Annotated in this window: 22 protein-coding genes and 1 pseudogene; 13 read left to right on the top strand and 10 right to left on the bottom strand. The window is 69.8% G+C overall.

The features are described from left to right. Positions 1 to 41: 41 nt before the first annotated feature. The 4 genes from AC1DKV_RS03575 to AC1DKV_RS03560 all read left to right on the top strand — a co-directional run bounded on the left by AC1DKV_RS03575 (position 42) and on the right by AC1DKV_RS03560 (position 6,151). Positions 42 to 548 (top strand): (2Fe-2S)-binding protein, encoded by a 507-nt coding sequence (locus tag AC1DKV_RS03575; RefSeq protein WP_441650302.1) that lies wholly within the window; start codon positions 42 to 44, stop codon positions 546 to 548. Then, a complete protein-coding gene (locus AC1DKV_RS03570) occupies positions 545 to 3,565 on the top strand; it encodes a c-type cytochrome (protein WP_477132013.1) in 3,021 nt (1,006 codons plus the stop codon). Before AC1DKV_RS03575 ends, AC1DKV_RS03570 begins: the two co-directional genes overlap by 4 nt. Before the next feature lie 425 nt (positions 3,566 to 3,990). Continuing rightward, positions 3,991 to 5,301 (top strand): MFS transporter, encoded by a 1,311-nt coding sequence (locus AC1DKV_RS03565; protein WP_441617313.1) that lies wholly within the window; start codon positions 3,991 to 3,993, stop codon positions 5,299 to 5,301. An 85-nt stretch (positions 5,302 to 5,386) separates the two neighbouring features. After that, the gene (locus AC1DKV_RS03560) at positions 5,387 to 6,151 is read left to right on the top strand and encodes an IclR family transcriptional regulator (protein WP_441617311.1); all 765 of its coding nucleotides are present in this window, start codon (positions 5,387 to 5,389) and stop codon (positions 6,149 to 6,151) included. Positions 6,152 to 6,158: 7 nt separating this feature from the next. On the opposite strand, the gene AC1DKV_RS03555 is transcribed toward AC1DKV_RS03560, so the two are convergent. After that, positions 6,159 to 9,029, bottom strand: coding sequence for a hypothetical protein (locus AC1DKV_RS03555; protein ID WP_441617309.1), 2,871 nt, complete (start codon positions 9,027 to 9,029; stop codon positions 6,159 to 6,161). A 71-nt stretch (positions 9,030 to 9,100) separates the two neighbouring features. Here AC1DKV_RS03555 and AC1DKV_RS03550 point away from each other — a divergent pair. Beyond that, positions 9,101 to 9,373, top strand: a pseudogene (locus AC1DKV_RS03550) (DUF1177 family protein); the annotation flags it as partial. Positions 9,374 to 9,512: 139 nt separating this feature from the next. Continuing rightward, entirely contained in the window at positions 9,513 to 10,193 is a 681-nt protein-coding gene (locus tag AC1DKV_RS03545; protein ID WP_441617308.1) for a hypothetical protein, read from the top strand. 13 nt (positions 10,194 to 10,206) lie between these two features. Here AC1DKV_RS03545 and AC1DKV_RS03540 read toward each other — a convergent pair whose 3' ends face one another. Continuing rightward, positions 10,207 to 11,169, bottom strand: coding sequence for a DedA family protein/thiosulfate sulfurtransferase GlpE (locus tag AC1DKV_RS03540; RefSeq protein WP_441617381.1), 963 nt, complete (start codon positions 11,167 to 11,169; stop codon positions 10,207 to 10,209). A 201-nt stretch (positions 11,170 to 11,370) separates the two neighbouring features. Beyond that, positions 11,371 to 11,715, bottom strand: a complete 345-nt coding sequence (locus AC1DKV_RS03535) for a hypothetical protein (protein WP_441617306.1) — start codon at positions 11,713 to 11,715, stop codon at positions 11,371 to 11,373. Between the two features lie 297 nt (positions 11,716 to 12,012). Between AC1DKV_RS03535 and AC1DKV_RS03530 the strand changes: the two genes are divergently transcribed. Together AC1DKV_RS03530 and AC1DKV_RS03525 are read left to right on the top strand one after the other, a co-directional pair. Then, positions 12,013 to 12,537, top strand: coding sequence for a cupin domain-containing protein (locus tag AC1DKV_RS03530; RefSeq protein ID WP_441650108.1), 525 nt, complete (start codon positions 12,013 to 12,015; stop codon positions 12,535 to 12,537). Positions 12,538 to 12,680: 143 nt separating this feature from the next. Beyond that, complete coding sequence (locus tag AC1DKV_RS03525) at positions 12,681 to 13,037, top strand: DUF1304 domain-containing protein (protein WP_441617302.1); 357 nt, start codon at positions 12,681 to 12,683, stop codon at positions 13,035 to 13,037. Positions 13,038 to 13,041: 4 nt separating this feature from the next. Here AC1DKV_RS03525 and AC1DKV_RS03520 read toward each other — a convergent pair whose 3' ends face one another. Continuing rightward, complete coding sequence (locus AC1DKV_RS03520; RefSeq protein ID WP_441650107.1) at positions 13,042 to 13,548, bottom strand: hypothetical protein; 507 nt, start codon at positions 13,546 to 13,548, stop codon at positions 13,042 to 13,044. A 322-nt stretch (positions 13,549 to 13,870) separates the two neighbouring features. On the opposite strand from AC1DKV_RS03520, the gene AC1DKV_RS03515 reads away from it, so the two are divergent. Continuing rightward, a complete protein-coding gene (locus tag AC1DKV_RS03515) occupies positions 13,871 to 14,719 on the top strand; it encodes an IclR family transcriptional regulator domain-containing protein (RefSeq protein WP_441617298.1) in 849 nt (282 codons plus the stop codon). 15 nt (positions 14,720 to 14,734) lie between these two features. Here the strand turns inward: AC1DKV_RS03515 and AC1DKV_RS03510 are convergent, their stop codons facing one another. From AC1DKV_RS03510 to AC1DKV_RS03500, 3 genes are all read right to left on the bottom strand, one after another. Continuing rightward, a complete protein-coding gene (locus AC1DKV_RS03510) occupies positions 14,735 to 15,871 on the bottom strand; it encodes an NAD(P)/FAD-dependent oxidoreductase (protein ID WP_441650106.1) in 1,137 nt (378 codons plus the stop codon). A gap of 27 nt (positions 15,872 to 15,898) precedes the next feature. Continuing rightward, on the bottom strand, positions 15,899 to 16,648 hold the full coding sequence (locus AC1DKV_RS03505) for a flagellar brake protein (RefSeq protein WP_441617294.1): 750 nt from the start codon (positions 16,646 to 16,648) through the stop codon (positions 15,899 to 15,901). A 204-nt stretch (positions 16,649 to 16,852) separates the two neighbouring features. Then, positions 16,853 to 17,818, bottom strand: a complete 966-nt coding sequence (locus AC1DKV_RS03500) for a LysR substrate-binding domain-containing protein (protein ID WP_441650105.1) — start codon at positions 17,816 to 17,818, stop codon at positions 16,853 to 16,855. Between the two features lie 180 nt (positions 17,819 to 17,998). Between AC1DKV_RS03500 and AC1DKV_RS03495 the strand changes: the two genes are divergently transcribed. After that, positions 17,999 to 18,637: a LysE family translocator gene (locus AC1DKV_RS03495; RefSeq protein ID WP_441650104.1), complete on the top strand. Its 639-nt coding sequence runs from the start codon at positions 17,999 to 18,001 to the stop codon at positions 18,635 to 18,637. Between the two features lie 21 nt (positions 18,638 to 18,658). On the opposite strand, the gene thpR is transcribed toward AC1DKV_RS03495, so the two are convergent. Together thpR and AC1DKV_RS03485 are read right to left on the bottom strand one after the other, a co-directional pair. Further along, entirely contained in the window at positions 18,659 to 19,240 is a 582-nt protein-coding gene (thpR, locus tag AC1DKV_RS03490; protein WP_441650103.1) for an RNA 2',3'-cyclic phosphodiesterase, read from the bottom strand. A 36-nt stretch (positions 19,241 to 19,276) separates the two neighbouring features. Further along, a complete protein-coding gene (locus AC1DKV_RS03485) occupies positions 19,277 to 20,191 on the bottom strand; it encodes a 2OG-Fe(II) oxygenase (protein ID WP_441650102.1) in 915 nt (304 codons plus the stop codon). Between the two features lie 362 nt (positions 20,192 to 20,553). Here AC1DKV_RS03485 and AC1DKV_RS03480 point away from each other — a divergent pair, with 362 nt between their 5' ends. From AC1DKV_RS03480 to AC1DKV_RS03470, 3 genes are all read left to right on the top strand, one after another. Next, positions 20,554 to 22,788, top strand: coding sequence for an alkaline phosphatase family protein (locus AC1DKV_RS03480; protein WP_477137467.1), 2,235 nt, complete (start codon positions 20,554 to 20,556; stop codon positions 22,786 to 22,788). A gap of 89 nt (positions 22,789 to 22,877) precedes the next feature. Further along, positions 22,878 to 24,239 carry a cytochrome-c peroxidase gene (locus tag AC1DKV_RS03475; protein WP_441650100.1) on the top strand — a complete coding sequence of 454 codons (1,362 nt, stop codon included), beginning with the start codon at positions 22,878 to 22,880 and terminating at the stop codon, positions 24,237 to 24,239. After that, complete coding sequence (locus tag AC1DKV_RS03470) at positions 24,236 to 24,883, top strand: hypothetical protein (RefSeq protein ID WP_441650099.1); 648 nt, start codon at positions 24,236 to 24,238, stop codon at positions 24,881 to 24,883. The genes AC1DKV_RS03475 and AC1DKV_RS03470 overlap by 4 nt, the downstream gene beginning before the upstream one ends. A 49-nt stretch (positions 24,884 to 24,932) precedes the next feature. Here the strand turns inward: AC1DKV_RS03470 and AC1DKV_RS03465 are convergent, their stop codons facing one another. After that, positions 24,933 to 26,399 (bottom strand): mechanosensitive ion channel family protein, encoded by a 1,467-nt coding sequence (locus AC1DKV_RS03465; RefSeq protein WP_441650098.1) that lies wholly within the window; start codon positions 26,397 to 26,399, stop codon positions 24,933 to 24,935. Positions 26,400 to 26,558 lie beyond the last annotated feature (159 nt).

Here is a 26,558-nt window from a genome sequence, read left to right as displayed (position 1 = left end):
CCTCGCAGAGTGATGTTCTGGAACGCCCCCGCCCCACTGGAATGCACACGCCCCGCCCCCTCACCCTCCGGGTCAACCGGACCACGCACCTGCTCGATGCCGAGGTCGACCCCGACACGCCGCTGCTCTATATCCTGCGCAACGACCTGGCATGCAACGGCCCCAAGTATGGCTGCGGGCTGGGCCAGTGCGGAGCATGCACGGTGCTGGTCGACGGCGTCGCGGCACGCTCGTGCGTGATCCCGGTCAAGGCCGTGGCGCAGCGCGCGGTGACCACGCTCGACGGATTGGGCACGCCGGAGCGGCCCGACCCCGTGCAGCAGGCCTTTATCGACGAGCAGGCGGCGCAATGCGGCTACTGCCTGAACGGCATGATCATGACCGCCAAGGCGCTGCTGGCGGAGAACCCGTGTCCCGATGAAGCGCAGATCCGCGAGGCGCTGCGCTTCAACCTGTGCCGCTGCGGCACGCATGTGGAAATCCTGCGCGCGGTGCAGCGCGCCGCCGTGCTGCTGCGCCAGGCTGCCGGACCGGAAGGCGCGCCATGAGCGGGCGCGACGAGATCGTCGCCGGCCAGGCCGGCGCGGCGCCCTGGATGCCACCGGAAGCAGCGGATTGCCTCGCCTGCCATATGGTGCGGCCCCCGCAGCTTGCGTGGCAGGCCGGCACCCTGCGCAGCGCCCGGCTGGTCGATTGCGATGAGGCCGCCGCGCGCGCGGTGGCCGGCGTGGCCGCGGTGGCGCGGCGCGCAAACTTTCTCGGCATTGCCGCCGGCACCGCGCAGCAGGCGGCCCAGGCTGCCAGCGCATTGCGCGCACGCTGGCGCGCGCCGGATACCGGCAAGCCGGAGCTGCGGCCCGGCGCCCGCGTGATCGCCGCGCACGGCGATGCCGCCCAGGCCACGGCGAGCGCCGCGGGCGGGAGCACGCAAGACTACCGCTGGCCGTTGGCCGGCACGCAGCCCGGTGGCTGCACCGCCATTGCCGACTGGCGCGGCGGCGCGCTGCGCGTCTGGCTGCCCAGCCGCACGCCCGGCGCCCTGCGCGCCGAACTGGCCGCGCTGCTTGGGATCGGCGCGGACCGCATCACGCTGGTCTGCTGGCAGGCCATGGACGATGGCGCGTCCGGCGAAGACCCGCTTTACGCCCACCATGCCGCCGCCGACGCAGCGCTGATGGCCCACGCCGCCGGCCGCCCGGTGCGCGTGCGGGTGCAGGCGCATGAACTCGGCGCCACGCAGGCGTGGGCCGGCATCCATCTGCAAAGTGCATGGGCGAGCGATGGCCAGATCACGGCCTATGCTGCCGATGCCACCATTGACGCGCGCCACAGCGCGGCGCTGGCAAGTGCGCCGCCGCTGGCGCTCTGGCTGACCGGCACGCCGTCGCCCGTCAGCGAGATCCGCCCCGATGCGCATGGCGGCGCTGCGCAACCCGACGCGAGCGACGCCATCCTGCCACCCTACCGTTTCGCCAGCCTGCGCGTGACACAGGCCGACGCGCCGGGCCAGCCGCCTGCCGCGGCGCCGGCGGAACAAGCGGGGCAAGCAGGACAGACGGCGCGCGCGCACGTCTTCGCGCGCGAATCGCATCTGGACGAGATCGCGGCCGCCAGTGCGCAGGATCCGGTGGCATTGCGCCTGCGTCATCTCGAAGACGCTCGCGGCGCCGCGCTGGTCGGCCGTGTCGCCGCCCAGGCCGGCTGGCAGCCGCGCGCCACGCGCGCGCAAGGCAGCGGCAATGTGCGGCGCGGGCGTGGCTTCGCCTACGCCAGCACCATCGACGCCGGCGACGCCCATGCCGGGCGGAGCTGGTCCGCATGGGTGGCGGACGTCGAAGTCGACGCGGCCACGGGCGAGGTCAGCGTGACCGGCATCACGCTGGGCCACGACGGCGAAGCTGCGGGCAAGCCTGTCCCCGCCGACGCGCCGGCACTGCAGCAGCAAGCCATGCGCGCCGCGCAGCGCCTCACCGCCGGCGGCGGCTTCGACAGCTGGGGAGAGACGCAGGCCTTGCAGCAGGAGGATCACCTGCCGGCGCTTGCCGACGCGCCCTTGCCCACCGTGCGCGTCGCCGGCACGCTCGGCCCTGCGACCCTCGGCACCGGCGCGGCGACGACACTGCCGGCCGCGCCCGCCGTGGCCAATGCCATCTTCGACGCAACCGGCGTGCGCCTGCGCGAGCCGCCCTTCAGCGGCGAACGCCTGCGCGCCGCGCTGGCCGCGCAGGCAGGCGGCACGGATGCGCGCGGCGCCAGGCGCAAGCGCAACTGGCTGCTTGCCGCCGCAACCACCGCGGCGACGACCGCCGCCGGCCTGATCGCAACCGCCATGCCCTGGCGCGCGCCGATCGCGCCGGTGGCGCCGCCCGCGCCCGGCTTCTACTCGGCGGCCACCATCGAACGCGGCCGCCTGGTGGCCGCCGCCGGCGACTGCGCGGTCTGCCACACGGCGCCCGGCGGCGTGCGCAACGCCGGCGGGCTGGCGCTCGATACGCCGTTCGGCACCATCTACAGCACCAACATCACGCCGGACCCGGAAACCGGTATCGGCAACTGGTCCTACGGCGCCTTCGAGCGCGCCATGCGCGAGGGCATCCACCGCGACGGGCGGCATCTGTACCCGGCCTTTCCGTACACCGCCTTCGCCAAGGTCAGCGACCCCGACCTGCAATCGCTCTACGCCTACCTGATGGCGGCCGAGCCGGTGCGCGCCAGGGCGCCGGAAACGGCGCTGGCCTTCCCCTACAACCTGCGCCCGCTGATGGCCGGGTGGAACCTGCTGTTCCATCGCGCCAAGCCCTTCGAAGCCGACCCCGCGCGCAGCGCGCAATGGAACCGCGGCGCCTATCTGGCCGAAGGCCTGGGGCATTGCAGCGCCTGCCATTCGCCACGCAATGCGCTGGGTGCCGAGCGTGGCGGCCGCGCTTACCTCGGCGGCGGCGAGGCCGAAGGCTGGGAGGCGCCCGCGCTGAATACGCTGTCGCGCGCGCCGGTGCCGTGGACCGAACAATCGCTGTTCGCATACCTGCGCCAGGGCTACGCGCCCCATCACGGCGCAGCGGCGGGACCGATGGCGCCCGTCGTCGAGGAGCTGGCGCTGTTGCCGGAAGAGGATGTGCGGGCTATCGCGCACTATGTCGCGTCCTTCGGCGAGAACGCGCCGGACGCGGCGCAGGCAGCCGCGCAGGCCGCGCTGCTCGAGCAGCGCAGCGCCGCTGCCGCGCGCGCGCTCGCCGGGCCGGCGCAGCGCCTGTACCAGAGCGCCTGCGCGGTGTGCCACCAGGGCGAGCAGGGCATCCGCCAGTTCGGCATCAAGCCTTCGCTGGCGCTCAATACCAATCTGCATGGCGACAAGCCCGACAACCTGATCCGCGTGCTGCTCGACGGCATCCCGGCGCCGGCGGCCAGCGCGCTGGGCTATATGCCGGCGTTCGGCGACAGCCTCGACGACGCCCAGCTGACGCAACTGGTGCACTACCTGCGCGCCCGTTTCGCCCCCGACAAACCCGCCTGGGACAACGTCGACGAGACGCTGGCCAGGGCCCGTGCCACGCCTTCGCACTGAGAAGCACTATCGAGGCGGTCCCGGCTTCGCCGCACGGCCATGGCAGGTACGGCTTGCCTGCGGCAGTTACGCCTGGCCTGGACCGCTTCGCTTGACCCTGATAGCGCCTCCAGGCGGGAAAACCCCGAGGAGAAAACCACGCCCTCGCCCTTGCACGGCTGTTTCATGTAGCTTACGCTGAATGATCATGTAGCAGGCACTACATGAGTGCGGCGTGAAGGAAAGCGGTGCCGGCCCTGCACAAGGACGGCGCCACGGCAGACGGCCAATGTGCCCTGCGGCCCGCATCAAACCATAAGAAAACGACCCAGCCATCACTGCACAGGCGCTGGCCCGCAGCTTGCATAGCAAGACGGCGGCCCGCCGCCGGCAGCACTGGCGAAGACACCCAACGGCAGACAACGGTAGAAAACAAAGGAGTGAACATGTCGTATCAGTATCAAGACGGCGCGGCGGGCGTACTGCCCGCCGCGTCCCGGCCCGACGTCTACCGCAAGGTGACGTGGCGCCTGATCCCGTTCTTCTGCGCCTGCTATCTCGCAGCCTATCTCGACCGCATCAACGTCGGGCTGGCCAAGCTGCAGATGCTCGACGACCTGCACTTCAGCGAGACGGTCTATGGCCTCGGGGCCGGCCTGTTCTTCGTCGGCTACATCCTGTTCGAGGTGCCGAGCAACCTGGTGCTGCAGAAGGTGGGCGCGCGCCTGTGGATCGCGCGCATCATGATCACGTGGGGCCTGCTGTCCGGCGCGACCATGTTCGTCACCACGCCGACCCAGTTCTACGTGCTGCGCTTCCTGCTGGGCGCGGCCGAGGCGGGCTTCCTCCCCGGCGTGCTGCTCTACCTGACCTACTGGTTTCCCACCCACAAGCGCAGCAAGATCATCGCCCTGTTCATGATGGGCCTGCCCCTGGCGAGCATGATCGGCAGCCCGCTGTCCGGCTGGATCATGACGGCGTTCGCCGGCGTGCACGGCTGGGCCGGCTGGCAATGGCTGTTCTTCCTGGAAGCCATTCCCTCGGTGCTGCTGGGCGTGATGGTGTTCATCTACCTGCCCAACGGCATTGCCGACGCCAAATGGCTGCAGCCCGACGAGAAGCGTGTCCTGCAGCGCAACCTGGAGTCCGACGTGCTCACGGAAAGCAGCCATTCGCTCAAGGCGGCCTTCACCGACCGCCGCGTGTGGATGCTGGGCCTGATCGACATGTGCCTGCTCATGGGCACCTACTCGATCGGCTTCTGGATGCCCACCATCATCCGCGACACCGGCGTGGCCAGCCCGCTGCATATCGGCCTGCTCACGGCCATCCCGCACGCGGTGGCGGTCGTGGCGATGCTGCTCAACGGCGCCCATTCGGACAAGACCCGCGAGCGCCGCTGGCATATCGTGATCCCCATCCTGGCGGGCGCGGCCGGCCTGGTGGGCAGCACCTTCGTCACCGGCTCGGCCTCCGCCACCGTGATGATGCTGACCCTGGCCAACGTGGGCATCGTGGCGACCTTCCCGGTGTTCTGGTGCCTGCCGTCGACGTTCCTGAGCGGCACCGCGGCCGCCGCCGGCATCGCGCTGGCCTGCTCCATCGCCAACCTCGGGGGCTTCGCGGCCACCTACCTGCTGGGCTGGCTGAAAGACACGTTCCACAGCCCCAGCGCCGGCCTGATCCTGTTCGCCGGCTGCCTGCTGGGCGCCTGCTTCCTGGTGCTGGCCATGCCAGCCAGGGTGGTCAACCGCTAAGCCGCGGCGACACGGGCGGCGCGCGGACATTGAGCCGCGCGCCGCTTATCCGTACCATGCTGCCCATGCAAAGCGGGAACATGGTATGACTCTCAAGACTCTGGACGGCGCGCTGGCCCTGCTGACCTACTTCACGGTGCGGCAGCCCACCTGGGGCGTGCGCGAGCTGGCCAAGCACAGCGGGGTGCACCACGCGGTGGTGCACCGCGTACTGGCGACCTTCGCCGCCAACGGCTTCCTGGTGCAGGACGCGGCCAGCGGCAAGTACTCACTGGGGCTGCGGCTGTTCGAGCTGGGCCAGGTGGTGCGCAAGACCTTCTCGCCGGCCGAGGTAGTGCAGCCGGTGCTGGAAAAGCTTGCCGCGCAAAGCGGCGAGACGGTATTCCTGTCATGGCTGGACGGCCATGAAGGCCTGTGCGTGGGCATGGTGCAAGGCCAGCACCAGCTGCGTTTCTCGATCGAGCTGGGCCAGCGGTTCCCGCTGCATGCGGGTGCCCATGCCAAGGTCATCCTGGCTTTCCAGGACGACACCTTCCGCGCCCGCGTGCTCGCGCACGCCAGCGACCCCGCGCATGCGCAGCCGGGCCTGGCCACGACGGATCCGGCCGTGATCGAGCCCCAGCTGGCGGAGATCCGCGCGCAGGGCTGGGCCCACACGCGCGGCGAGGCAGCCGCCAGCGTAGCCGGGCTCGCCTTGCCGCTGTGGTCGCGCGACCACGGCGCGGTGGTCGGCTCGCTGGCCATCGCCGGGCCGCAGCAGCGCCTGGATGAAGAGGCGGTGCCGCGCATGCTCGATGCCCTGCGCGACGCCAGCCGGCGGCTCGAGGAAGTCGTCGGTTTCGGACGCTAGGGTCTGCTCAGCGCGCCCACAGCGCGCGTGCCACCGCATCGCCCGCCGCGCCGCCGCCGAACACGCGCTGGCCGATGGCGAAGCCAAGTTCGCGGTAGCTCTCCCACTGCGCCTCGTCGAAGAACTGGTCGCTGGTGGGTTCCTGCGGAAAGGCCGGATGGCTGCCACCGTATTGCCGCACGTCCGCCGGTGCGCTGGCGACCTGGCAAGGCTTGAGCAGGACGATGCGCGTCACCGGCCTGCGTGTGGCGGCAGGCTCGTCGGCGCGATAGACATCGAGCAGCAAGGCGCATTTCTCGCAGGCCGCGGCGCGGGCCTGCGGCGTGAAATCCGCTGGCGTGCCGAACACGCTGCCGAGCACGGGATCCCCGGCGGCGGCGGTGTCGACCACGATCTCCAGCCCCATGTCGATGCGCGCCAGGCGGATCAGGTTGGCAAGGTCGCCGAACTGGTAGTTCGGATCCGCCCCGCAATCGCACAGCACGATCATCGACACCGCGCGCTCCGGCCGCAGCAGCTCATACACCGCGGTGTTCTCGAAATGGCCGCCGTCCGACAGGTACTGCCAGCCGCGGCGGGTGCCGTGAAAGCGCGCGCTCAGCTCGCAGGCCAGGTAGTAATGCGTGCGGAACAGCGAGATGAAGGCACCCAGCCAGGGCCGGTCGGGGCGGTCGTCCTGCACGCGGTCGCGCTCGGCACCGCCGGCGCGCGGTGCGCTGCCCGCATCGAGCGGATAGGACGGCCACCACGTGCCCAGGCGCAGGTTGGCCAGGCCCAGCAGCAGCGAGGTACCAAGTGTGGTGGAGCGGCCAAGGCCGGTGGAGATGGCCGCGCCCGAGGTGGCGATCCAGTCGCCAAGCGTGCGCGCCTGCGAGAGTTCGCTGCCGCCGGCCTTGTGCGTTTCCGGAAAGTAGCGCTGCCCGTCCACCGTGAAGCGCACGAAGGCGTCGGCGGGCAGCCCGCGCGCCGTGGTGGCCGGCAGCGTGAACGGCCCGGGCGCGATGCACAGCGGCTTGCCCTTGCGGTCGCGCTGCACCAGTTGTTCGGCCGGATCCACGGTCAGGTTGAGCGTGATGTTGATCAGGTGCAGCGGCGCCAGCATGGCGGGATCGTAGTAGGCGTTCAGGCTGAGCGGATCGCCATCGGCGGGCTCGGCGACGCTGAGGCGGGCGCGCTGGATGGCGTGCTGGCGCGCCGCCGTTCCCTCGCCCGCGGCAGGCGCGAAGCGCTGGCCGTTGGAGCCGCCAAGGTAGGCGCGCGTCAGCCGCGCCGAGTAGAACTGCTGCAAGGTCGACAGGTTCAGGAAGCCGGCGAAACGCCCGGCGATCAGCGTCAGCCCGAGCGCCAGGGCGCTCAGCGTGCCCAGCACAGGCGTGGTGTAGGCATTGCCGAACACCAGCCAGTCGACCGGCTCGCCGCCATTCCAGCGCACCCACAGGACCAGCCACGACCACAGCACGAAGACCAGCATCGCCACCACGGCCGCGGCGATGCCGGCCAGCAGCGATACCGGCAGCCGCGACAGCCAGCCGGTCACGCCAGCCTTGCCGTCGCCGCCCTTGCCGTCGACCAGGCCCGCGCCGTAGCGGATCAGCCAGACCACGCCGCCCAGCAGCCCGGCCGGGCCGAGTGCGCCCCAGGGATGTCCGGTGGACTGCGTGTACAGGTAGAACGTGCGCGCCACGGTATCCGCCACGCCCAGCGCCGCCAGCCATAGCACGGTGCCAACGGCGCCGCTGAGCAAGCGCGTGGCACGCACGCGGTAGGCCTGCACGGTGGCCGGCCGCACGCGGCACAGCGCAAAGCAGCAGGCTACGCCGAGCAGGGCCAGCACCGCCGCGCCCAGCAACAGGCAGGCCACCGCCAGGCCAGGCCCCATGCGGTGCAGCCATGCCGCCAGGCCCAGCATCACGACGCCCGCCAGCGCGGCCAGGCGCGTGGCCAGGCTGTCGAAGCGCAGCGCCGGGCGCGCATCGGCGGGATGCGGGTAGACCAGCCAGTACGCCACGGCAGGCGGCACCGCGAACAGCAGCAGCGCGGCCAGCGGCAGCCACATCAGTTCACTCCACCAGATCGCCAGGCCGCCTTCGTTGAAGACCTGCCGTGCGTCATGCAGCAGGTCCATCTCGTGCCGGCCCAGATCGATATAGGTGCCCACGGCCAGGTGACGCAGCAGCGCGAGTACCGCCAGCAACAGCAGCAACGCGCTGCCGATCACGTATTGCATGGCGAACCAGTTGCGCACCACCAGCGATGCCGCGTACAGCGAGTCGCCGGCGCCGGTCGGCGTCAGGTAGCGCCCGTTCTCGCGCAGCCACGCCACCGCGGCGCGGCCGGGATCGCCGGCGTACGACACCGAGGAACGGATGCGCCCGGGTGGCTCCTGCTGCAAGGTCCGGTAGGCCAGCGTCGCGGCCTCGACGCCGTTGGTGCCTGGCTTCAGGCGGCCCGGCACGAACAGGCTGCAGAAGAAGGCGCCGAGGTAGCCGCCGCCGCTGACGGTGGAGAGGTAGTCGAACTGGCCGAGCAGCGAGGCGGTGGCCGGCACGGCGGCAGGCTCGATGGCGTCGGGACCGTCGCCCTCCTGCACATCGGCGCGCGCCGCCCCGGGCGGCGGCGCGTGCGCGGCTTCGTGCCCGGCTTCGTGCCCGGCTTGGTGCGGCGTGGCGCCGGCCTGCCCCGCCAGCGCCGGCGGCGGCGCCTTGGCCAGCGCCTGCATCACGCCCAGGCAGAAGGTGGCGCTGCGGATGCCTCCGCCGGACAGGGCCAGCGCCCAGTTGCCGTCGCCGTCGCGCATCCGCCTGGCGATACCGAGTTGCCGGCGCCGCCGCGCGATGCGCGCCGATTCGTCACCGGAAGGCTGGTCTTCGGCTGGCATGCGGCTCTCCCTCGCAGATACCCGCCCCAGTATAGGCAACGCCACCTTGTATCCAAGTCCGCACGCAGCCAGGCCTGTACCATTTCAACAGCATCATGCAGCCGCATGTGGCCACTTCCGCGCCGGTGGTGGGCGTGGCGCTGACCGCGCAATCGGTGGTCTCGGGCAGCGCCACCAGCGCCAACCACGAGATCGACATCGCCGAGGCGGTGCGCTTCTGCGTGGAAGTGGCCAAGCGCTTCGGCCAGGACAAGTGCCGCTTCTTCAACGCGGTGGAGTGGGACAAGATCCGCGCGATCTATCCCGACATGACGGCCTTCCAGCGCGCCGGCACGGCACGCTGAAGACCGGCGCCTGCCGGCGCGAGGCCGCGCTGGTGGCGCCGTGCGTGCGGCAGGCCACATGGAGGATGTTCAGAGCGCCCGCTTCAGTGTATGGTTGCGCACCTGACGCGGTCCCAGCCCCAGCGGCTATTCTTTTTGCATGAAGTCCTGCCTCAACGCCCCCGCCAGCGCGCCGCTGCTGCGCTGCCTGTCCATCCTCGCCGCCTGCGCCGCGCTGACGGCGCTGACGGGCTGCGAACGCGAGCAGCCGGCACCGGCTGCCCCGGCGGCGGCCGACGCCTCGACCGCGCGCGCCGACGATGCCGGCCAGCCCGACGACTCGCCCGCCTTCGCTCCGGCCCCGCTGGCGCGCCCGCTGGTGGCGCTGCGCGGGCTATCCAGCATGGCGGACGTGCAGGCTGCCTGGGGCAAGCCGCCCAATATCACGCCCAACCAGGAAGAATGCGGTACGGCACTCGACGAAGAGAACCTGGTGGACTACCGCTACCCGGACGCGCTGATCGAAGTGGGCCGCAGCGGCGACGCCGTGATCCGTTCCCTGCACGGCATTCCGGCGGGACTGACGCTCAAGCTCGAGGGCCACGACATCGCCGCGACCACGACGCTCAGCGAACTCAACTCGGCCCTGCGCAAGAACCCGCGCTGGAAAATGGCGGAGGCACCCGGCAAGGTGCGCAGCCCGGCCGACCGCGACGAAGACGATCCGCTCGAGCACCTCGCCTACACCACGCTGTACACGCTGGATGGCGACGGCGACCAGTACCGGCTGTATTTCCTTGGCGAGCGGCTGGTCGGGTACGCCTACTGGGTCGGCTGCTAGCGCAGGCGGATCGCTAGGACGTGCGCGGGGCGGGCTCCCGCGCGGCGAGGTCGTCCGCGGCGGACGCCGCGTCGTGCAGGCGTTTCCATTCGTCGAAGCCGCCGGCCAGCGCCCACGTGTTGAGATAGCCCGCGCCTTGCAGCCGCTCGGCCAGGATGGCGGCGGACACCTCGTTCGGACATGCGCAGTAGATGACGATCTCGACGTTGGCCGGATGGGTCGACAGCAGGTCCAGCGGCGCGTGCAGATCCATCGTCAGCGCACCGGGAATCCTTTCGATGGCTTCGGTGCGCACGTCCACCACCAGCGGGGAAGCGTCGCCCTGGCGCCGCGCCTCGAGCTCGCCCACCGTCATGCGGCGCACCAGGCGGGTCCGGCGCAGCAGCCGCACCCGCCGCACGAACTTGTACGCGACGAAGGCCGCGAAAGCGGCCAGCACCACCGCCACCGCCACCGGGCCATAGGTGCTGAAGGCAAGCAGGATGGCTTCCACGAAATCGGTAAACACCACGCCGATCAGCAGCGCCCCGCCGGCCCACACCAGCGCGCCCAGCGCATCGTAGAACAGGAATATCGCGAACGGCGTGGCGGTCATGCCCGCCATGGCGGTGGACAGCGCGCCGGCGCCCGGCAGCAGCTTGGAGAACACCAGGCTGCGCGGGCCCACGCGCAGATACAGCGACTGCGTCTGGCGGATGCAGCTGTCGGGGGAAATCGAGACGCGGCAGATGGTGCGCAGCATCGGCTGGCCCAGGCGCTTGCCGGCAAAGTACCACGCGGTATCTGCAATCAGGCAGGCCAGGATGACCGCCCCCAGCACCAGCCCGATCGACGGCCCGGTGTCGCGCATGCCGAGCGCCCCGGCCACGAACAGCATCGGCACGGCCGGCACCGGCAGCCCGGCCTGCTCGGCCAGCACATTGAGAAACACCAGCATCACGCCGTGGTTCTCAAGCAAGGTCTTCAATTCGCCCAAACTGCCCACGCCACTCTCCGCGCTTTTCTGCCCCTCAACTCAGGCGGCGCGGGCGGGATGCCCGCGCCGGCGGGCATAGGCGTAGTGTGCCACCATGGCGGCACCGTGCGGCGCAGAGTCTTGCATGGCGGCCTCAAAAACCCTGAATGAAGAGCCGCCGGCCAGCCGCTGCTGTCGCCGCGCGCATCGTCCCGATGCACCTCAGGCGTGGGCGCCGTCCTGGAACGTGTCGATCTTGCGTGCCGGGTCGGACGACACGCCGGTGCGATCCCAGCCGGCCAGCTTCTGCGCGCCATCGGAGTACGGGTCCGGCCTGCGCAGCTGGCTGGCGGACGCCACGGGGACGGGCGGCGCGGCGGGGTCGAGGCGCGCGCCGTCGCTGTACACGTCGAAGCGCGACGCGTGGAACGCGTGGAATACATAGCCATAGCGGTCGGCGGACACGGCGCTGTCCCTGGGGCCGGTGGCCTGCGCCGGGATCGCCAGCGTGGCGAGGCCCGCAAGTGCGGCAGACGTCATCAGGAGCTTCAGGCTGGGGGTCTTCATGATGCTCTCCTTCTTGGCGATCGGCGGATCGCAGTATTGCTAGCAAGGCGCAGCGCGTTGCGCTGTTCCGGCCACACGTGAATCGCGCGGTTGAAGACAGATACGCCGCGCGGCGCGCGGTGGATGCAGCCAATCGCGATGCCGGCGCGGGTCAGGCTTGCAGGTCAGGCTTGCAGGTCGATCCCGGCCGCGCCGGCCGGGCGCCGGACCAGCCTTCGCCGCTGACTTCTCCCCGGCCAGCAGGCATCATGTCGGCTATCCGTTTCCCGTCCCGCCTTGCCTGTCCCGGAGCCACGCATGCCCGCCCGACCCGCCCTGCAAGACCAACTGATCCAGCGCTTCGGCCTGCAGGCACATCCCGAAGGCGGCTACTACCGCGAGACCCATCGCGACACCGCGCGCGTGGCGCGCGAAGGCGGCCCGGCCGGCGTGGCCACGCACGCCGCGTCCACGGCGATCTACTACCTGCTGTGCGACGAGGCGTACTCCGCCTGGCATCGCATCCGCGCCGACGAGGTTTGGCACTTCTATGCGGGCTGCCCGCTGCATGTGCACGTGCTGGAAGCCGATGGCAGTCTCACCACGCACCGGCTAGGCGATGCGCTTGCGCATGAGGACACGGTGTTCCAGGCGGTAGTCAGGGCGGGTTGCTGGTTCGCCGCCGAGCGCAGCGATCCGGACGGATTCTCGCTGGTCGGCTGCACGGTGGCGCCCGGCTTCGAATTCAGCGAATTCGAGCTGGCCGACGCCGCCAGCCTGCAGAAGGCACACCCGCGCCACGCCGCGCTGATCGCGCGGCTCGCGCCTGCCGTGGCGGGCTGAACACGCGTGGCGGCGACGCCGGCGCCGAATACCCGCCGAATACCCGCCGAATACCCGCCGAATACCCGCCGAATACCCGCAGAGTACCCGCCGGGTACCGGAACGATTCCCAACCCTGCCGTACTTTCCCGAGAGCCTTGGCTATGAAATGGTTGTCCCTCGCAGCGGTCGCGCTGGTGGCGCTGGAGCATGTCTACATCATGGTGCTGGAGATGTGCCTGTGGGACAAACCCCGCGGCATGCGCGCCTTCGGGCTAACGCAGGAATTCGCCACCGCGACCCGGGCGCTGGCGGCCAACCAGGGGCTCTACAACGGCTTCCTTGCCGCCGGGCTGCTGTGGGGCCTGGCCAGCGCGGCGGTGCCGGTGCAGTTGTTCTTCCTGGGCTGCGTGCTGGTGGCCGGCGTGTTCGGGGCCTGCACGGCGAGCCGGAAGATCCTGTGGATTCAGGCCGTGCCGGCGGCGGTGGCCATCGGACTGGTGCTGCTGGCCCGCGCCTGAAAGCTCAGTTCGGCCGGCGGTATGCGTTGTCGATCCACGCCGCCGCGCTGGCCTTGCTCAGCTTGAACGCGGGAGATACGCGCACCTGCGCCAGTTCCGCGCCGAGTTCGTCGCAGGCGCGCAGCACGGCGTAGGGATTGTCTTCGTCGGGCACGATATCGAGCGTCACGGCGATGCGGGCCGTGTCGGTATCCACCATCACGCTCTTGTGCAGCATGGCGTGGAGCTGCTGTTCGTGGCGGCGCAGCACCTCGGAGGCAGTCTTGACCAGGGTCGAGAACGCACCGGTGTCCAGCGGCTTGGGATTCTTCTTGTCCCGGCCCATGGTCCACGGGCCCACCAGGGCGGGCTCGGGCTCGCCGTCCTTGATCATGGCCACGGCCCAGCCGTCGTCGTCCTCGTTCTTGATCACGCGGGCGGTCCAGCCGTCGGCGCGCCACAGGCGGGCTTCCTGGATCTTCTCGGCGTCTTCCCCGGCTTGGTCTTGGGACAGTTCGGGCTGGTCGGTCATGGCGGCATCTGCATCGGAAACAAGGGCGCGATTCTACCCGTCCCGGCCCGTGCCGGCAGTGAGACGGATCCCATACATCGATCCCCTCAAAAGTTGTATTTAATGTCTGCGCACCGCGTCCTATGCTGGGAACGTCGCCGAGACCCCCGTCTTGATGACACCCCTTCGATGTCGCCGCCACCTTGGAACGGCGACGTTTTTTTGTGCGCAGGCGCCGCGCGTGGCACCAAAGCGGGGCCGGCGGCACAAGAAAAGCGCTGGCCGGGCGGGCCGAGGCAGTTTAAGATGCGCGATTATCGAACAACACGCGCGCACCCGCCCAATGGACGCCTCCATTCCCAGCAGCCCTGGCCAGGCACCGGCCGCCACTGTCCGCGTCGCCCGTCCCCAGGCCGACCTTCTCAACAGCTTCGCCGGCGACCCCAATTTCATGCTGTCGCTGGCGCGGGGCCTGAGCGTGCTCGAGGCCTTTTCGGAGCGTAAGCGCCCGCTCACCATCTCCCAGGTCGCGCAGCGCACCCAGCTGTCGCGAGCCTCGGTGCGGCGTTGCCTGTACACGCTGGAGCAGCTCGGCTACGTGAGCCAGCAAGGCGGGCAGTTCGCCCTGCGTCCGCGCGTGCTGCACCTGGGACATGCGTATTTCTCGTCCACGGCGCTGGTATCGCTGGCCCAGCCCATCCTCGACGGCCTGAGCGCGCGGATCCAGCAGACCTCCGCGCTGGCCATCCTCGACGACACCGACATCCTTTACCTGGTGCGCTCGGAAGTGCAGCGCGTACTCACTTATTCGCTCGGCATGGGCAGCCGGCTGCCGGCCTACTGCACCTCGATCGGGCGCCTGCTGCTGGCCCACCTGGCGGAGCCGGCGCTGGAAGATTACTTCGACCACGTCGACCTGCGCCCGCGCACCCTGCAGACCAAGATCTCCCGCCCCGAGCTGGAGGCCAGCTTCGCCAACGCGCGCGAGCTGGACTACATCATGGTGGACGAGGAACTGGAGCCGGGCCTGCGCGCCATCGCGGTGCCGGTGCGGGGGATTTCCGGCAGCGTGATGGCCGGCATCAGCGTCAGCATGAAGGCGACGCAGGTATCCGAGGCGGAGATGGTGTCGCGGCTGCTGCCGCCGATGCGCGAAGCCGCCGTGGCCATCGGCAAGCTGATTGCCGCCTGAGCGGCCCTGCACCGCCTAGCGGTGCAGGCGAGCCGGCCCGAGCATGGCCGCGTCGAGGCCGAAATCCACGATGCGCTGCGGCAGTGGCTTGCCCTGCACCAGCGCCGCGCAGGCCTCGCCCATCGCGGCCGAGGTCTGGATGCCGTAGCCGCCTTGCGCGGCCACCCAGAAAAAGCCCGGGGCCTGGTCGTCGAAGCCGCCCACCAGGTCGCCGTCGGCGACGAAGGAGCGCAGGCCGGCCCAGGTGCGGGCCGGGCGGCGGATTTCCAGCGTGGTCATGTCCTCGATATGGTGGATGCCCAGCGCGATATCCATTTCCTCGGGCTGCACGTCGTGCGGCGACACGGGGTCGGCATTGGCCGGCGAACCCAGCAGCATGCCGGCGTCCGGCTTGAGGTACCAGCTCTCGTCGAAGCACATGAACATCGGCCACCGGGCGATCTCCAGTCCCGCCGGCGGCGCGAACACGAAGGCCGAGCGGCGCTTGGGGGTGAGCCCCAGCGGCCTCGCGCCGGCCAGTCCCGCCACCACGTCGCACCAGGCGCCGGCCGCATTGACCACCACCGGGGCGCGCCAGGTACGCCCGCCCGCCTGCACTTCCCAGATGCCCTGGCTGCGTTCGATGGCGGTAACCTCTGCGTCGCAGACGAGGGTGCCGCCGCGCTGGCGCATGCCGCGCAGGTAGCCCTGGTGCAGGACATGTACGTCCATGTCGGCTGCGTCGGGCTCGAGCACGGCGCCCAGCACCTTCTCCCCGCGCAACACCGGCACCAGGGCGCAGGTGGCGTCGCGGTGCAGGCGCGCGGCGCGCGCGCCGAGCCTGCGCAAGCCGTCGAAATGCTGGTCCAGCTCGGCGCCCTCGCCGGGCTTGCCGATGGTCATGGCGCCGCGCGGGCTGAGCACGGGGTGTTCGGAAAAGCCTGCTGGCGGCGCATCGAAGAACGCGCGGCTGGCCATGGTGAGAGCGCGCACCTGCCGGGGGCCGTAGCTCTCCATGAAGAGCGCGGCTGAACGGCCTGTCGAGTGATAGCCGGGCTGCGCTTCGCGCTCGAGCACCACTACCCGTCCGGCCTGGGCCAGCCAGTAGGCCAGCGACGCGCCGGCAATACCGCCCCCGATAACGAGGAAATCCGCGCAACCCGTCTCTTCCATGCGCTGCCTCCTTGCGCCTGGCCGGTCCTAACCGCGGCTGGCGAGTTCCAGGGAAAACACCAGGCGCTGCAGGAAATTCTCCATGCGGCCGTCCAGGTTGGAGAAGGCGCAGCCGAAGTGGTGGATGGCGCTGTCGTCGCGTCCTGCCAGCCAGTGGCCGACTACCTGCAGGCTCAGATCGAGCTTGCCCAGCGGGCCGAAGTCCAGCTTCGCGCCGGCCACCGTGGTGCCGACCGGCAGGTGCGTGGCATCCACCGTCTTCGAGCGCAAGCCTACGCCTGAAAGCGACAGGTCGGCAATGTCGAGCTTGAGCGCGGCGCCGTCCGACATCTTGATGGTGCAGCCGTAGCCCTTGGTGACCAGCGTGCGCGCGCGGAAATGGCGGCGGCGCTGGAAGTGATACAGCTTCTCCGGGAACGGTGCGACAAACGCCGGGCCGCCCTGGAACTGGGTGGCTTCGGGCGTGCCGATCACGAAGTTCACGGGCACGCCGCGCAGCGAGGCGGAGAACGCGTTCTCGGGCGAGGCCAGCAAGGCCTGCCGCTCCGGCTCGGTGCGGCACCAGTCGAAGACAAAGGTGCGGTTGGCCGGATCGACATGCAGGACCGTGGTGACCATCTCGTGCGCGGTACGCGCCCGCACGTTGATGACGCACTTCTGCCAGGCGAGGTCGCGCAGCACGGTGCCGATCTGCGAGGAATGGGTAAGGCGATAGCGGTCGTCTGGCAACGCGCCCGCGTCTAGCTCGGATTGCTCCGGGGAATCTTGGAGACTCATGAAATCACGCAAACGTCTGTGAGAGGCCTGCGTCGCGCCAGACTGGCTTGCGACGGGAAAACGGGCTGGCCGCGAACATGGAGCGGGCGGCCAGCGCCGCATGTTAAGCGTGGCGCTGGTCGCTGCGCAAGCTCTTGTTCGGTCTACGGCGAAATGTGGCAAAACTTGAGCCAGACTTCCGTGGGGTAGCCCGCCGGGCCGCGTTCAGGCGTCGCCCGCGGCGCCGGGCCGGCCGGTGATGCCCGCCGCCCTGCGCGGGCGCGCAACCCCGCCAGGCGCGGTGGCGCGATGTGCCGGCACGGTCACCTTGGCCGGCTCGGCGCCCAGCGATGCCAGCGCCTCGCGGCACAACCAGTCGCGCACCGCGCGCCGCCGTTCGTCGCGCTCGAAGGCCACCGGCGAGAGCAGATGGTAGGAGGAGCCGTCCCGCACGAAGCCGTGCGGCGCGGCAATGCGGCCGTCGGCCATCTCGTCGGCCACCATCAGGCGCGAGGCGATGGCACAGCCGAGCCCGGCCGCGGCAGCCTGGATGCTCAGGTAGAAATGCTCATACCACGCGTCGGCGCCAAAGCGATGCCTGCCGCCGGCAGCCTGTGCCCAGCGCTGCCACGCGTCGGGGCGCGAGCGCGTGTGCAGGCGCGGCTGCCCGGCCAGGTTCGCGGTGCCGGCGCGGCACACCACGCCCACCCATTCCTCGGCCACCTCATGCGTATGCAGCTGCGCGCCGAAGCGGAAATCGTCGCGCCGCAGCGCGAGGTCCACGCCGCTGCGCGCGAAATCGAGCGGACCACCCGCGGCCATCAGGTGCAGCGTGATATCCGGATGCGCCTCGGCAAAGCGAGGCAGCCGCGGAATCAGCCAGCGCATGGCGATGGTGGGCTCGCACGACAACACCAGCGTCTGTTGCCGGCTCTGCGCGCGGATGCGGTCCACGGCGCCGGCCAGCAGCTCGAGCGACTGTGTGGCGGCCGCATGCAGGGCGTGCCCGGCCTCGGTCAGGAACACCGCGCGGTTGCGCCGCTCGAACAGCGCCACGCCGAGCGCGTCCTCGAGCTGGCGGATCTGCCGGCTGACCGCGCCGTGGGTCAGGTGCAGTTCGTCGGCGGCGCGCATGAAGCTCTGGTGCCGCGCCGCGGCCTCGAAGAAACGGATCCAGCCAAGCCAGTGCATGCGGCGCCCCAGTCAATGAGATACGTGAATTTTCCTGACGGAATTGCAGCAGTATAAATCGGTTGTGAGGGACCCGCCCGGCCGGGAGAATGGCGCAATTGCAGCAGTATTTCCTGCGCTTCCGGCTGCACGGGCCGTGCCTCGCGGCATGCCATCACCATCAGGTAACCTCACACGAATATGCACCCGTTCACCGAACTGCTGGCCGTCGCGACCATCACCGTGCTGGCCGTCATCAGCCCCGGCCCCGATTTCGCCATGGTGATGCGCAACAGCTACCTGCACGGCCGTCGCGCGGGCCTGCTCAGCGCACTGGGCATTGCGCTGGGCGTGCAGGTGCACGTGTTCTACACGATGTTCGGGGTGGCCCTGCTGATGGAACATGCCCACGGCCTGCTCGGCGTGGTCAAGGTGCTGGGGGCCGCCTACCTGGTCTGGATCGGCATCCAGACCTTGCGCAAGCGTGCTCCCGCCGCGGCTGCCGCGGCTGCCGATAGCGCGACCGCGGCGCCGGCGCTGTCGGCGAGCGCGGCGCTCAAGATGGGCTTTCTCACCAATGCGCTCAATCCCAAGACCACCTTGTTCGTGGTGAGCACCTATACGCAGGTGGTGGATGCGGGAACGCCGCTGCCGGTGCAGTTCGGCTACGGGCTGTTCATGTCGCTGGCGCACCTGGCGTGGTTCGGCCTGATCGCCTGCTGCTTCACCACGCCGGCGCTGCGCTGCGCCATGCAGCGCCGCCAGCGCCTGCTGGACCGCGTCATCGGCGGCGCACTGCTGGGACTCGGGCTGGCGCTGGGGCTCGGCAATCTCGCCTGAGATGCGCCGCCGGCCCGGGCCTCAGCCGGTGACGGCAAGCGCGTAGGCCCGCCGGCAGACATGCTGCGCGCCGCCGGGGCGCAGGTAGCTTTGGTAGAGCACGAAGCGCTCGACTGTAAGCGGCGCGCCGACCTGGTCCATCTGCGCGGCGCGCCATGCCCGCAGCGCGTTGTCCGGCACCGCTTGCATGCTGCGCGCGAGCGTGATGTGCGGCAGGAAGCCGGCATGCCGGCGGTGTGTGGAGGGTGGGGCCGGCGACTGTGCGCCGGCATCGCCGTCGCAGCCGGCCAGGGCATCCTCGACCGCCGCGTGAAGCGCATCGAGCGCGGCGCAGCGTGCGACGCCCGCCCACAGCACGCTCGCGCGGCGGCCACGAAAACATCCGGCCTGCTGCACGCTGAGCGCGAACGGCGTGCACGAGACTGCCTGCAGCGCCTGCTCGATGCATACCGCCGTGTCCTCGTCCCGCTCGCCAAGGAAGTGCAGCGTCAGGTGGACCTGATGCGGGGCTGCCAGGCGAACGCCCGCCACGCGCGGCACGCGCGCGAGCAACGCGTCTGCCAGCACCGCGGGAACTTCGATCGCCACGAACAGGCGTGCCATGCCATTCACCTCTTGTGCGCGCCCTGCCGCGCCGGGCTAGCCCGCCATCCTCTGCGGCGCGCCGCCGGCAGGCACGAAGCGCCGCTGCCGCATCCACTTGGTCACGACCCATTTCTCGCCGGCCTGCACCGGCGCGCCCGCGTGCAGCGTCCTGCCATCGAGCTGGTTGGCCGCATCGCAATATTCAAAGTACACCGCATTGCCCTTGCGCGGCGAAACCGCGAAGCCGATTTCGGGGAAGGCGGTCTCGCCACCGGCCGGCACGTCGTTGAGATACACCACCAGGGTGCTCACGCGCTGCCCGCTGCGCGCCAGCGAAGCCTGGTTGGCCGCGTTGGTCGGCATCAGGAAATCGTAGTGCGGCGTACTCTGCGCGCCCACCCCGTAGCGCAGCACCTGCAAGCCTTCGCCGTTCTCCACGGGCAGTTGCATCAGCGCGGCGATGCGCTGGTCGAGCCGCGCGACCAGCGCATTTTCCTGCAGGCGAAAGAACATGCCATGGCTGGAGCGGTCGTCGCTGACCACGGTGAAGCCGGTCGAGGGATCGACGGTGGTGGAAGGCGCCAGGCGCGGCTGCGCCATGGCCACCAGCGCATCGCATTCGTCGTGGCTCAACACGCCCTCGAGCACGGCGATCACCGGCCGGTCCATGCGCGACAGCACGCGCACGTCGCGATCGGCGGCGCGCAGCAGCGAACCCGGCCCCAGGCGCGCGCCGGGTGCCGCCGGCCTGGGCCGGGGCATGGTGATGCTGTCCTGCGGCGCGGGGCGGCCGTCGCGGCGCGCGCGCGCGAACGCTGCCACCAGTTCTCGCGCGACCAGCGCATCGTAGCCCTGCGCGCAGAGCGCCTGCGCCATCTTGTCTGGCGCCGCGCCGCGCTGCAGTCCCTGCGTGATCCAGTCGCGCAGCGCGGGGGGGAAATGGATGGTGGCAAGCGTGGTGTCTGACATGGCGGGCAGGTGGCGGGGAGGAAGCGAAATGGCGCCGCGAGTATGGCGCCACGGCGCCCATGTACGCAAATCACTACATACGGACATTAGCGCGTCACATAGTTTCAAATGAAATTAAATTGTCACTTAACGCCGATAGTATCCCGCCTGCCGCAACCTTGGCGTGGCGCGTAGCCCATTTTCCGCTCACCCGGCGGGGCCCGCGACCATGGCGACGGATGCATCCGTACGGCCTGTGAAGAGCGGGTGCGCATCGGCATCCGGCGCGCCTTCATGCAGATGCCACGGACGCGCCAGCCGGCATGTCGCGCAGGCTTGCCGGTGCCGGTTCCATCCTTGCCACAGTCCCCTCGAGGTCAACAATGAAGAAGAATGCAAGCCCACACCGCCTGATCCCCGCCGTCACGGCGCTTGCCGCCGCCGCCATGCTGGCGGCTTGCGGCAGCGACGGCACCGGCACCGCCAGCACCCCGGGCAGCGTCACGCCGACGCAATCCGCCGTGCAGGGCAGCGTGATCGGCGCGGCAGTGAAAAACCCCACCGGCGCGGCCAACTCCAGCGCCGCCGGTGGCGTCGACTACGCCTTGAGCACCACCGGCGTTGCCGTGTCGCAAACCTTCCAGCTCGTGGCCTACGGCAACGCCAAGGTGTGCGCGGACACCAACGGCAACGGCCTGTGCGACGGCGGCGAGGCCTCCACGCTGAGCGCGGCCGACGGCAGCTTCACGCTGCCCGCCGGCACCACCGGCAGCCTGGCCGCGGTGGTGGGCACCGACGCTACCTTTACCGATCCCAACACCGGCAGCAGCGCCAAGGTGGCGCAGAAGATGATCCTGCGCAGCGCGGGCGAGCAGAACGTGGCGGGCGCCAAGGTTGTGATCAGCCCGCTGTCGACCGAAGTCGTGCGCAATATGGAAGCCGGCAAGCAGTCCTTCGCCGACGCCAAGGCCGCGCTGGCCGGCCGCCTGAGCCTGCAGAACACCCCGGCGCTGCCGACCGACGTGACGGTGCAAGCGGACAGCGTGGTGGCCGACGTGGCCGCCGTGACCGACAGCCGAGCGCAGGCGGCGCTGCTGGGCGAGGCAAACATGCTGGCCAGCCGCTTCGCCCTGGCCAGCACCATCCTCGACCGCGGCTATGTCACCAGCGCGGCGACCGATGCCGTGCAGACGCTGCAAGTGGCGCAGGACAACGCCTTCAACCCCGAAGGCATCCCGCGCTATGACCACCTGTTCGTGGTGGTGTTCGAGAACCACAGCAACCAGACGGTCGACAGCGCCTCGTATCCCAATTTCTACAAATACCTCAACGTCGAAGGCAACAAGGCCTCGAACTACTTCTCCACCGGCAACCCCAGCGAGCCGAACTACATCTCGCTGGCCAGCGCCGACGACTGGGGCGTGGCCGACGACAATGCCTGGAATTGCCTGCCGGCCGGCGACACCGCCAACCAGCCGACCGACGCCTACATGCCGCTGGTCGCCTGCAACGGCGACACCAAGGTGCATAACCTGAAGGGCCGCCGCAATATGTTCACGGCGCTGTACAAGGCAGGCATCGGCACGCGCGTCTACAGCGAATCGATGGACCCGGGCCAGGACCCGCGCAAGGATGGCGCCGGCAATGTGGCCATCACCGCGGTCAACACCACCTCGGGGCTGGGCGCGACCGAACCGATGATCGCCAGCCTGTACAAGACCAAGCACCATCCGGCGGTGAACTTCGACGACGTGCGCACCCGCCCCGACTTCTTCAAGAACCTGAGCCGCACCGTGGGCGGCGGCCAGTGGGATGCAGCGATCGCAAGCTATGCCAAGGCGCACGGCATCACCTGGAACACGCACCAGTTCGAGGATGACCTGCTCAGCGGCGACATCGGCGCGCTGAACTACATCGTGCCCGACCAGTGCGATGACATCCACGGCACCGGCGTCGCGGTGGCCGACTGCGTGTCCGGCCCGACCGGCATCGCGCGCGGCGACAAGTACGCCAAGTACCTGGTCGAGACCATCAAGGCCTCGCCGGTCTGGAAGAACACCAACCGCCGCTCGGCCATCGTGCTGCTGTTCGACGAAGGCAGCAGCTTCTTCGGCAGCTCCTCGTGCTGCGGCTGGAACGTGGGCGGCGGCGCCACCAGCGGCGCGCCGCTGGGCGAAGGCATCACCACCGCGGTGCCGAAGTACAACGGCAGCAACAAGGGTGACGGTCCCACCATCTTCGCGGTGCTGACCAACCAGGCGAGCGCGCCCAAGGGCGTGGCGGATTCCGACTCCTACAGCCACTTCTCCTTCGTGCGCACCATGCAGGACATGTTCGCCCTGGCCGACCCGGGCGTGAATACGTCCTACATGAACCGCTCCAAGTACACGGAGTCGTACATCGCCGCCAACCTCGCCAGCCTGGCCGAATACTCGGGCAGCGCCGACACGCACTTCGACGCCGTGCGTCCGATGAACCACCGCTACGTGGTGAAGGCCGGCGACCGCCAGTCGGGCGGCGCCACGCCAGGCGCGGGCCGCAGCGGCCTGTTCAACAACGGCAACGTGGCCGCCGGCCCGGACACCACCCAGATCAACATCTGGGCTCAGCACTCGTAACGCGATGCGGGCCGCGCTGCGGCGCGGCCCCTTCCTTGTTCCCGCAACACCTTGACGGGCGCGCGGCGGTGACGCCGCGCGCCGCAACCATGCGCACTTCCCTCATCGCCGCCTGCCTGCTCGCCGCCGCCCTCGCGGCATGCAAGGACCGGCAGGTCACCAGCGGGGCCACGGCCCAGGCGACACCGGCACCGGCAACGGTCCAGGCCACGGCCTCGCAGACGCTCGCCCCGCCCGCACCGCTTTCGCTCGCCGCCCAGGCCGGCGCCAAGATGTTCTTCGATCCCGCGCTGTCCGGCTCGGGCAGGATGTCCTGCGCCAGCTGCCATGATCCGGCGCACGCCTACGGCCCGCCGAACAAGCTGGCGGTACAGCTCGGCGGCCGCGATCTCACGCTGGCCGGCACGCGCGCGGTGCCCACGCTGATGTACAAGGACTACACCAAGGCGTACTCCGATACCTACGAAAACCCGGACGCGATCAGCCCGCCCGGACCCGGCGGCGGCTTTGCCTGGGACGGGCGCGCCGACACGCTGGCCGCGCAGGCCGCGATTCCGCTGCTGGCACCCAACGAGATGGCCAACGACAGCCCGGCCGCGGTGGTGGAAGCCATCCGCCACGCGCCCTACGCTGCGCTGTTCCGCCAGGCCTTCGGCGCCGATGCGCTCGACCAGCCCGAACGCGCCTTCGCACTGGCGGGCGCCGCGCTGCAGGCCTTCCAGGTCGAGGACAAGAGCTTCCATCCGTACAGCAGCAAGTTCGACCGCTACCGCAACAACAAGACCGGCGGCACGCTGACCGAAGCCGAGGCACGCGGCCTGCGCGTGTTCCTGGACCCAAAGAAGGGCAACTGCATGGCCTGCCACCTGCTCGGCGGCGGCAACGACGGCAGCCTGGACATCACCAGCGACTACTCGTTCGCCGCCATCGGCGTGCCGCGCAACAAGGACATCCCGGCCAACGCCGATCCCGCGCATTTCGACCTGGGCCTGTGCGGACCGCTGCGCACCGACCACCTTCCGGGCAAGGGCAAGGGCAAGGGCAAGGGCAAGGATGCCGCGAGCGGTTGCGGCATGTTCAAGACACCGGTCCTGCGCAACATCGCCACGCGCCACGTATTCATGCACAACGGCGTGTTCAAGTCACTCGAAGACGTAGTCAAGTTCTACAACACGCGCGATACCCGGCCCGAGCTGTGGTACCCCAGGGACGCCCGCGGCAAGGTGCGCAAGTTCGACGACCTGCCCGCGCGCTACCGCGCCAACCTGGACGACCAGATGCCGCTGGACCAGCGCCGCGCCGGCAGCAAGCCGCCCATGACCGACGCGGAAATGGCGGACCTGCTCAAGTTCCTCGCCACGCTGACCGACGGCTACGACCCCGCGCGCGCCGCCACGCCGGCCGCCGCGCCGGCCACCACGCCGGCCACCACTACCCAGGCTTCACGATGAACATCTCCTCCCGGCCCGCGCACGCGATCGCCTGCGCCCTGTCACTCACGCTGCTGGCCGCCTGCCAGCAAGCCTCCGACCCGAGCGAGCGCAATTTCGGCGCGGCGCTGCAGCAGTATTTCGAAGGGCACGGCGAGCTGTGCATCGGCCGCCACCTGTGGCCCGTGGACGTACCCGATACGCCTGCTGCGAGCGGATTGCGCGACGGCATCCAGATGCCGGCGCTGGAACGTGCCGGCCTGGTCGCGCACACGCCGGCGGAAATGACCTTGCATCACCAGGACGGCAGCAGCGAGACCGTGAAGGCGCGCCGCTACCAGCTGACCGACAAGGGCCGCGAGTATTTCCGCGAACACCCCCAGGTCAGCACCGCGCAGGCCGGCGCCGCGCAGGCCGATCTCTGCTACGGCAAGATCAGCCTGGCGCGCGTGCTCGACTGGGAACCGCCGCGCGCCGGCGAGGGCGCGCGGCCGCGGCAAACCACCACGGTGCGCTATACCTACGTCATCGATGCCGCGCCATGGACGCGCGAGCCCGCCGTCCAGCAAGCCTTTCCGGTGCTGGCGCGGGTGGTGAAGGGCAGCGGCAGCATGCCGCTCACGCAGGCGCTAACGCTGACCGACGCAGGCTGGGCAGTGCAATAGCCGGATGCGGCTATCGCGCCGGCAATCGCGCCGGCAATCGCGCGTCACTTCATGCCATATCGTGCAGGGCATGCATTTTTGCCTGCAGCCACTGCAGGATGCTGGTCTTCTGTGCTTCCGGCGCGACTCGCATCTTCGCCAGCGTATCGTTCGATTCCTTGCGCTGGGAGAGCAGGTTGCACATCCTCGACCCCACTTCCGGGCGCGCCTGGAGAATCGGCGTGAGATCCGTCTTCTCCAGCCGGTAGAGCACTACGCTGGTGATGGCCTCGATGGTGACTTGCATGGGAATGCCGGCGAGCACGCCGAACTCCCCGAAGGTATCGCCGGGGCCGAGCCGCGCGGTCTCGACGCGCTCGCCCCCCCGGTTCGCCGTCACGGAGAGCACGCCGGCGTCCACCAGCAGGAGGTAGTCGGTGATATCGGTACTCGCGACGACCTCCTGTCCTGACTCGTATTCATGCCGCGACAGGCGCTTGGCCAGACGCGAAAGCTCATCCGCATCGAGCTCCTGGAAGATGTTCACCGTGGAGAGCAGCCGCAGGCGACGGTCGGAAGCGGAAGGCGGCTTGCTGTAGGTGGTGGCCAGCGAGCGCAGGTCGATGCCGGCGGAAGCCAGGTGTCGGTATGCGAGATCGAAGAGCTGGTTCGCCGCGGTTGCCTTGCTCGCCAGGGAGGCCACGTAGCACGTCATCTCGTACTCGATCGCGTTCGTGTTCATGCGCTTGACCATGACGGATGGCTCCGGCTTCGGCAGTGCCACCCGGCAGCCCCTGATGGCACGTTCAAGCGCATCGAGGATCAGTTGCGGGCGCGCCTCCGGTGTCACCTCGATGATCACGTTGACGCCATGAAGCTCCGAAGGCCGGCTGAAGTTGGTGATCTTGGCGCGCGCGGTTGCGTTGTTGGGAATGACGATCAGGTTGCCTTGCGCGCTCAGCAGATGGGTGGCGCGCCAGTTGATCTCGAGCACCTTCCCGTCGACGCCATCGATGGATACCAGGTCGCCAAGGTGGTAGGGCTGGGTGGTGTTGAGGACAAGGCCGGAGAACACGTCGCTCAAGGTGCTCTGGATGGCCAGCCCGACAATGATCGCCAGCGCCCCCGATGTCGCCAGCAGGCCGCTCACCGGAAGCTCCAGCACATAGGCAACGGCGGCGACGGCGGCGGCAACGAAGATCAGCGCGCCGAGAACGTCCTGGAAGAGGCGCTCGCCTTGCCAGGCCTTGGGCAGGAACAGGGCGCCCGAGAGCGCCGCGAGGACCCGGGCGCCGAGCAGCCACCAGGTGATCTCCAGCGCCTGCGCGAGAAAATGCCGGACTGGCTGGTCAGGCCACGGAGCGGCATCGAGCGGGACCATGCCGCCCCGGAACAGGACGATGGTCAGGAGCGCGAAGATGGCCAGACGGACGAAGAGGCGCAGCCTTTGGCGTTCGGCGCGGATAAGGCGCCAGGCGAGAATATCGCAGACGACGATACCCAGCCCAAGGAACAGCGGATCCAGCCGATATGCCATGGTGAGCCACCCCTGCCGAGATTCGAAACCACGCTCCGCTGAAGCCAGCCGGTGGCTTCAATCGATTCGGCCCTCGCATGGTTGCCCGGGCAACTTGCCGGCCAGGCCACTTCCGGGTCCGCTCCCTATCGTACAGGAGCGGAAATACCGGCGAAAGGC

Source organism: Cupriavidus sp. 05T41 (assembly GCF_056396525.1).
The sequence above is the reverse complement of the archived record's forward strand: the minus strand, read 5'-3'. Positions and strand labels throughout refer to the sequence as shown.

What these genes read in the sequence shown, in the direction of transcription:
- AC1DKV_RS03470 (WP_441650099.1), top strand. Translation starts at nt 24,236, where the DNA reads ATGAACATCTCCTCCCGGCCCGCGCACGCGATCGCCTGCGCCCTGTCA.
- AC1DKV_RS03530 (WP_441650108.1), top strand. Translation starts at nt 12,013, where the DNA reads ATGCCCGCCCGACCCGCCCTGCAAGACCAACTGATCCAGCGCTTCGGC.
- AC1DKV_RS03535 (WP_441617306.1), bottom strand. Translation starts at nt 11,715, where the DNA reads ATGAAGACCCCCAGCCTGAAGCTCCTGATGACGTCTGCCGCACTTGCG.
- AC1DKV_RS03560 (WP_441617311.1), top strand. Translation starts at nt 5,387, where the DNA reads ATGACTCTCAAGACTCTGGACGGCGCGCTGGCCCTGCTGACCTACTTC.
- AC1DKV_RS03545 (WP_441617308.1), top strand. Translation starts at nt 9,513, where the DNA reads ATGAAGTCCTGCCTCAACGCCCCCGCCAGCGCGCCGCTGCTGCGCTGC.
- AC1DKV_RS03555 (WP_441617309.1), bottom strand. Translation starts at nt 9,029, where the DNA reads ATGCCAGCCGAAGACCAGCCTTCCGGTGACGAATCGGCGCGCATCGCG.
- AC1DKV_RS03515 (WP_441617298.1), top strand. Translation starts at nt 13,871, where the DNA reads ATGGACGCCTCCATTCCCAGCAGCCCTGGCCAGGCACCGGCCGCCACT.
- AC1DKV_RS03480 (WP_477137467.1), top strand. Translation starts at nt 20,554, where the DNA reads ATGAAGAAGAATGCAAGCCCACACCGCCTGATCCCCGCCGTCACGGCG.
- AC1DKV_RS03495 (WP_441650104.1), top strand. Translation starts at nt 17,999, where the DNA reads ATGCACCCGTTCACCGAACTGCTGGCCGTCGCGACCATCACCGTGCTG.
- AC1DKV_RS03505 (WP_441617294.1), bottom strand. Translation starts at nt 16,648, where the DNA reads ATGAGTCTCCAAGATTCCCCGGAGCAATCCGAGCTAGACGCGGGCGCG.
- AC1DKV_RS03575 (WP_441650302.1), top strand. Translation starts at nt 42, where the DNA reads ATGCACACGCCCCGCCCCCTCACCCTCCGGGTCAACCGGACCACGCAC.
- AC1DKV_RS03565 (WP_441617313.1), top strand. Translation starts at nt 3,991, where the DNA reads ATGTCGTATCAGTATCAAGACGGCGCGGCGGGCGTACTGCCCGCCGCG.
- AC1DKV_RS03500 (WP_441650105.1), bottom strand. Translation starts at nt 17,818, where the DNA reads ATGCACTGGCTTGGCTGGATCCGTTTCTTCGAGGCCGCGGCGCGGCAC.
- AC1DKV_RS03485 (WP_441650102.1), bottom strand. Translation starts at nt 20,191, where the DNA reads ATGTCAGACACCACGCTTGCCACCATCCATTTCCCCCCCGCGCTGCGC.
- AC1DKV_RS03475 (WP_441650100.1), top strand. Translation starts at nt 22,878, where the DNA reads ATGCGCACTTCCCTCATCGCCGCCTGCCTGCTCGCCGCCGCCCTCGCG.
- AC1DKV_RS03570 (WP_477132013.1), top strand. Translation starts at nt 545, where the DNA reads ATGAGCGGGCGCGACGAGATCGTCGCCGGCCAGGCCGGCGCGGCGCCC.
- thpR (WP_441650103.1), bottom strand. Translation starts at nt 19,240, where the DNA reads ATGGCACGCCTGTTCGTGGCGATCGAAGTTCCCGCGGTGCTGGCAGAC.
- AC1DKV_RS03525 (WP_441617302.1), top strand. Translation starts at nt 12,681, where the DNA reads ATGAAATGGTTGTCCCTCGCAGCGGTCGCGCTGGTGGCGCTGGAGCAT.
- AC1DKV_RS03465 (WP_441650098.1), bottom strand. Translation starts at nt 26,399, where the DNA reads ATGGCATATCGGCTGGATCCGCTGTTCCTTGGGCTGGGTATCGTCGTC.
- AC1DKV_RS03510 (WP_441650106.1), bottom strand. Translation starts at nt 15,871, where the DNA reads ATGGAAGAGACGGGTTGCGCGGATTTCCTCGTTATCGGGGGCGGTATT.
- AC1DKV_RS03520 (WP_441650107.1), bottom strand. Translation starts at nt 13,548, where the DNA reads ATGACCGACCAGCCCGAACTGTCCCAAGACCAAGCCGGGGAAGACGCC.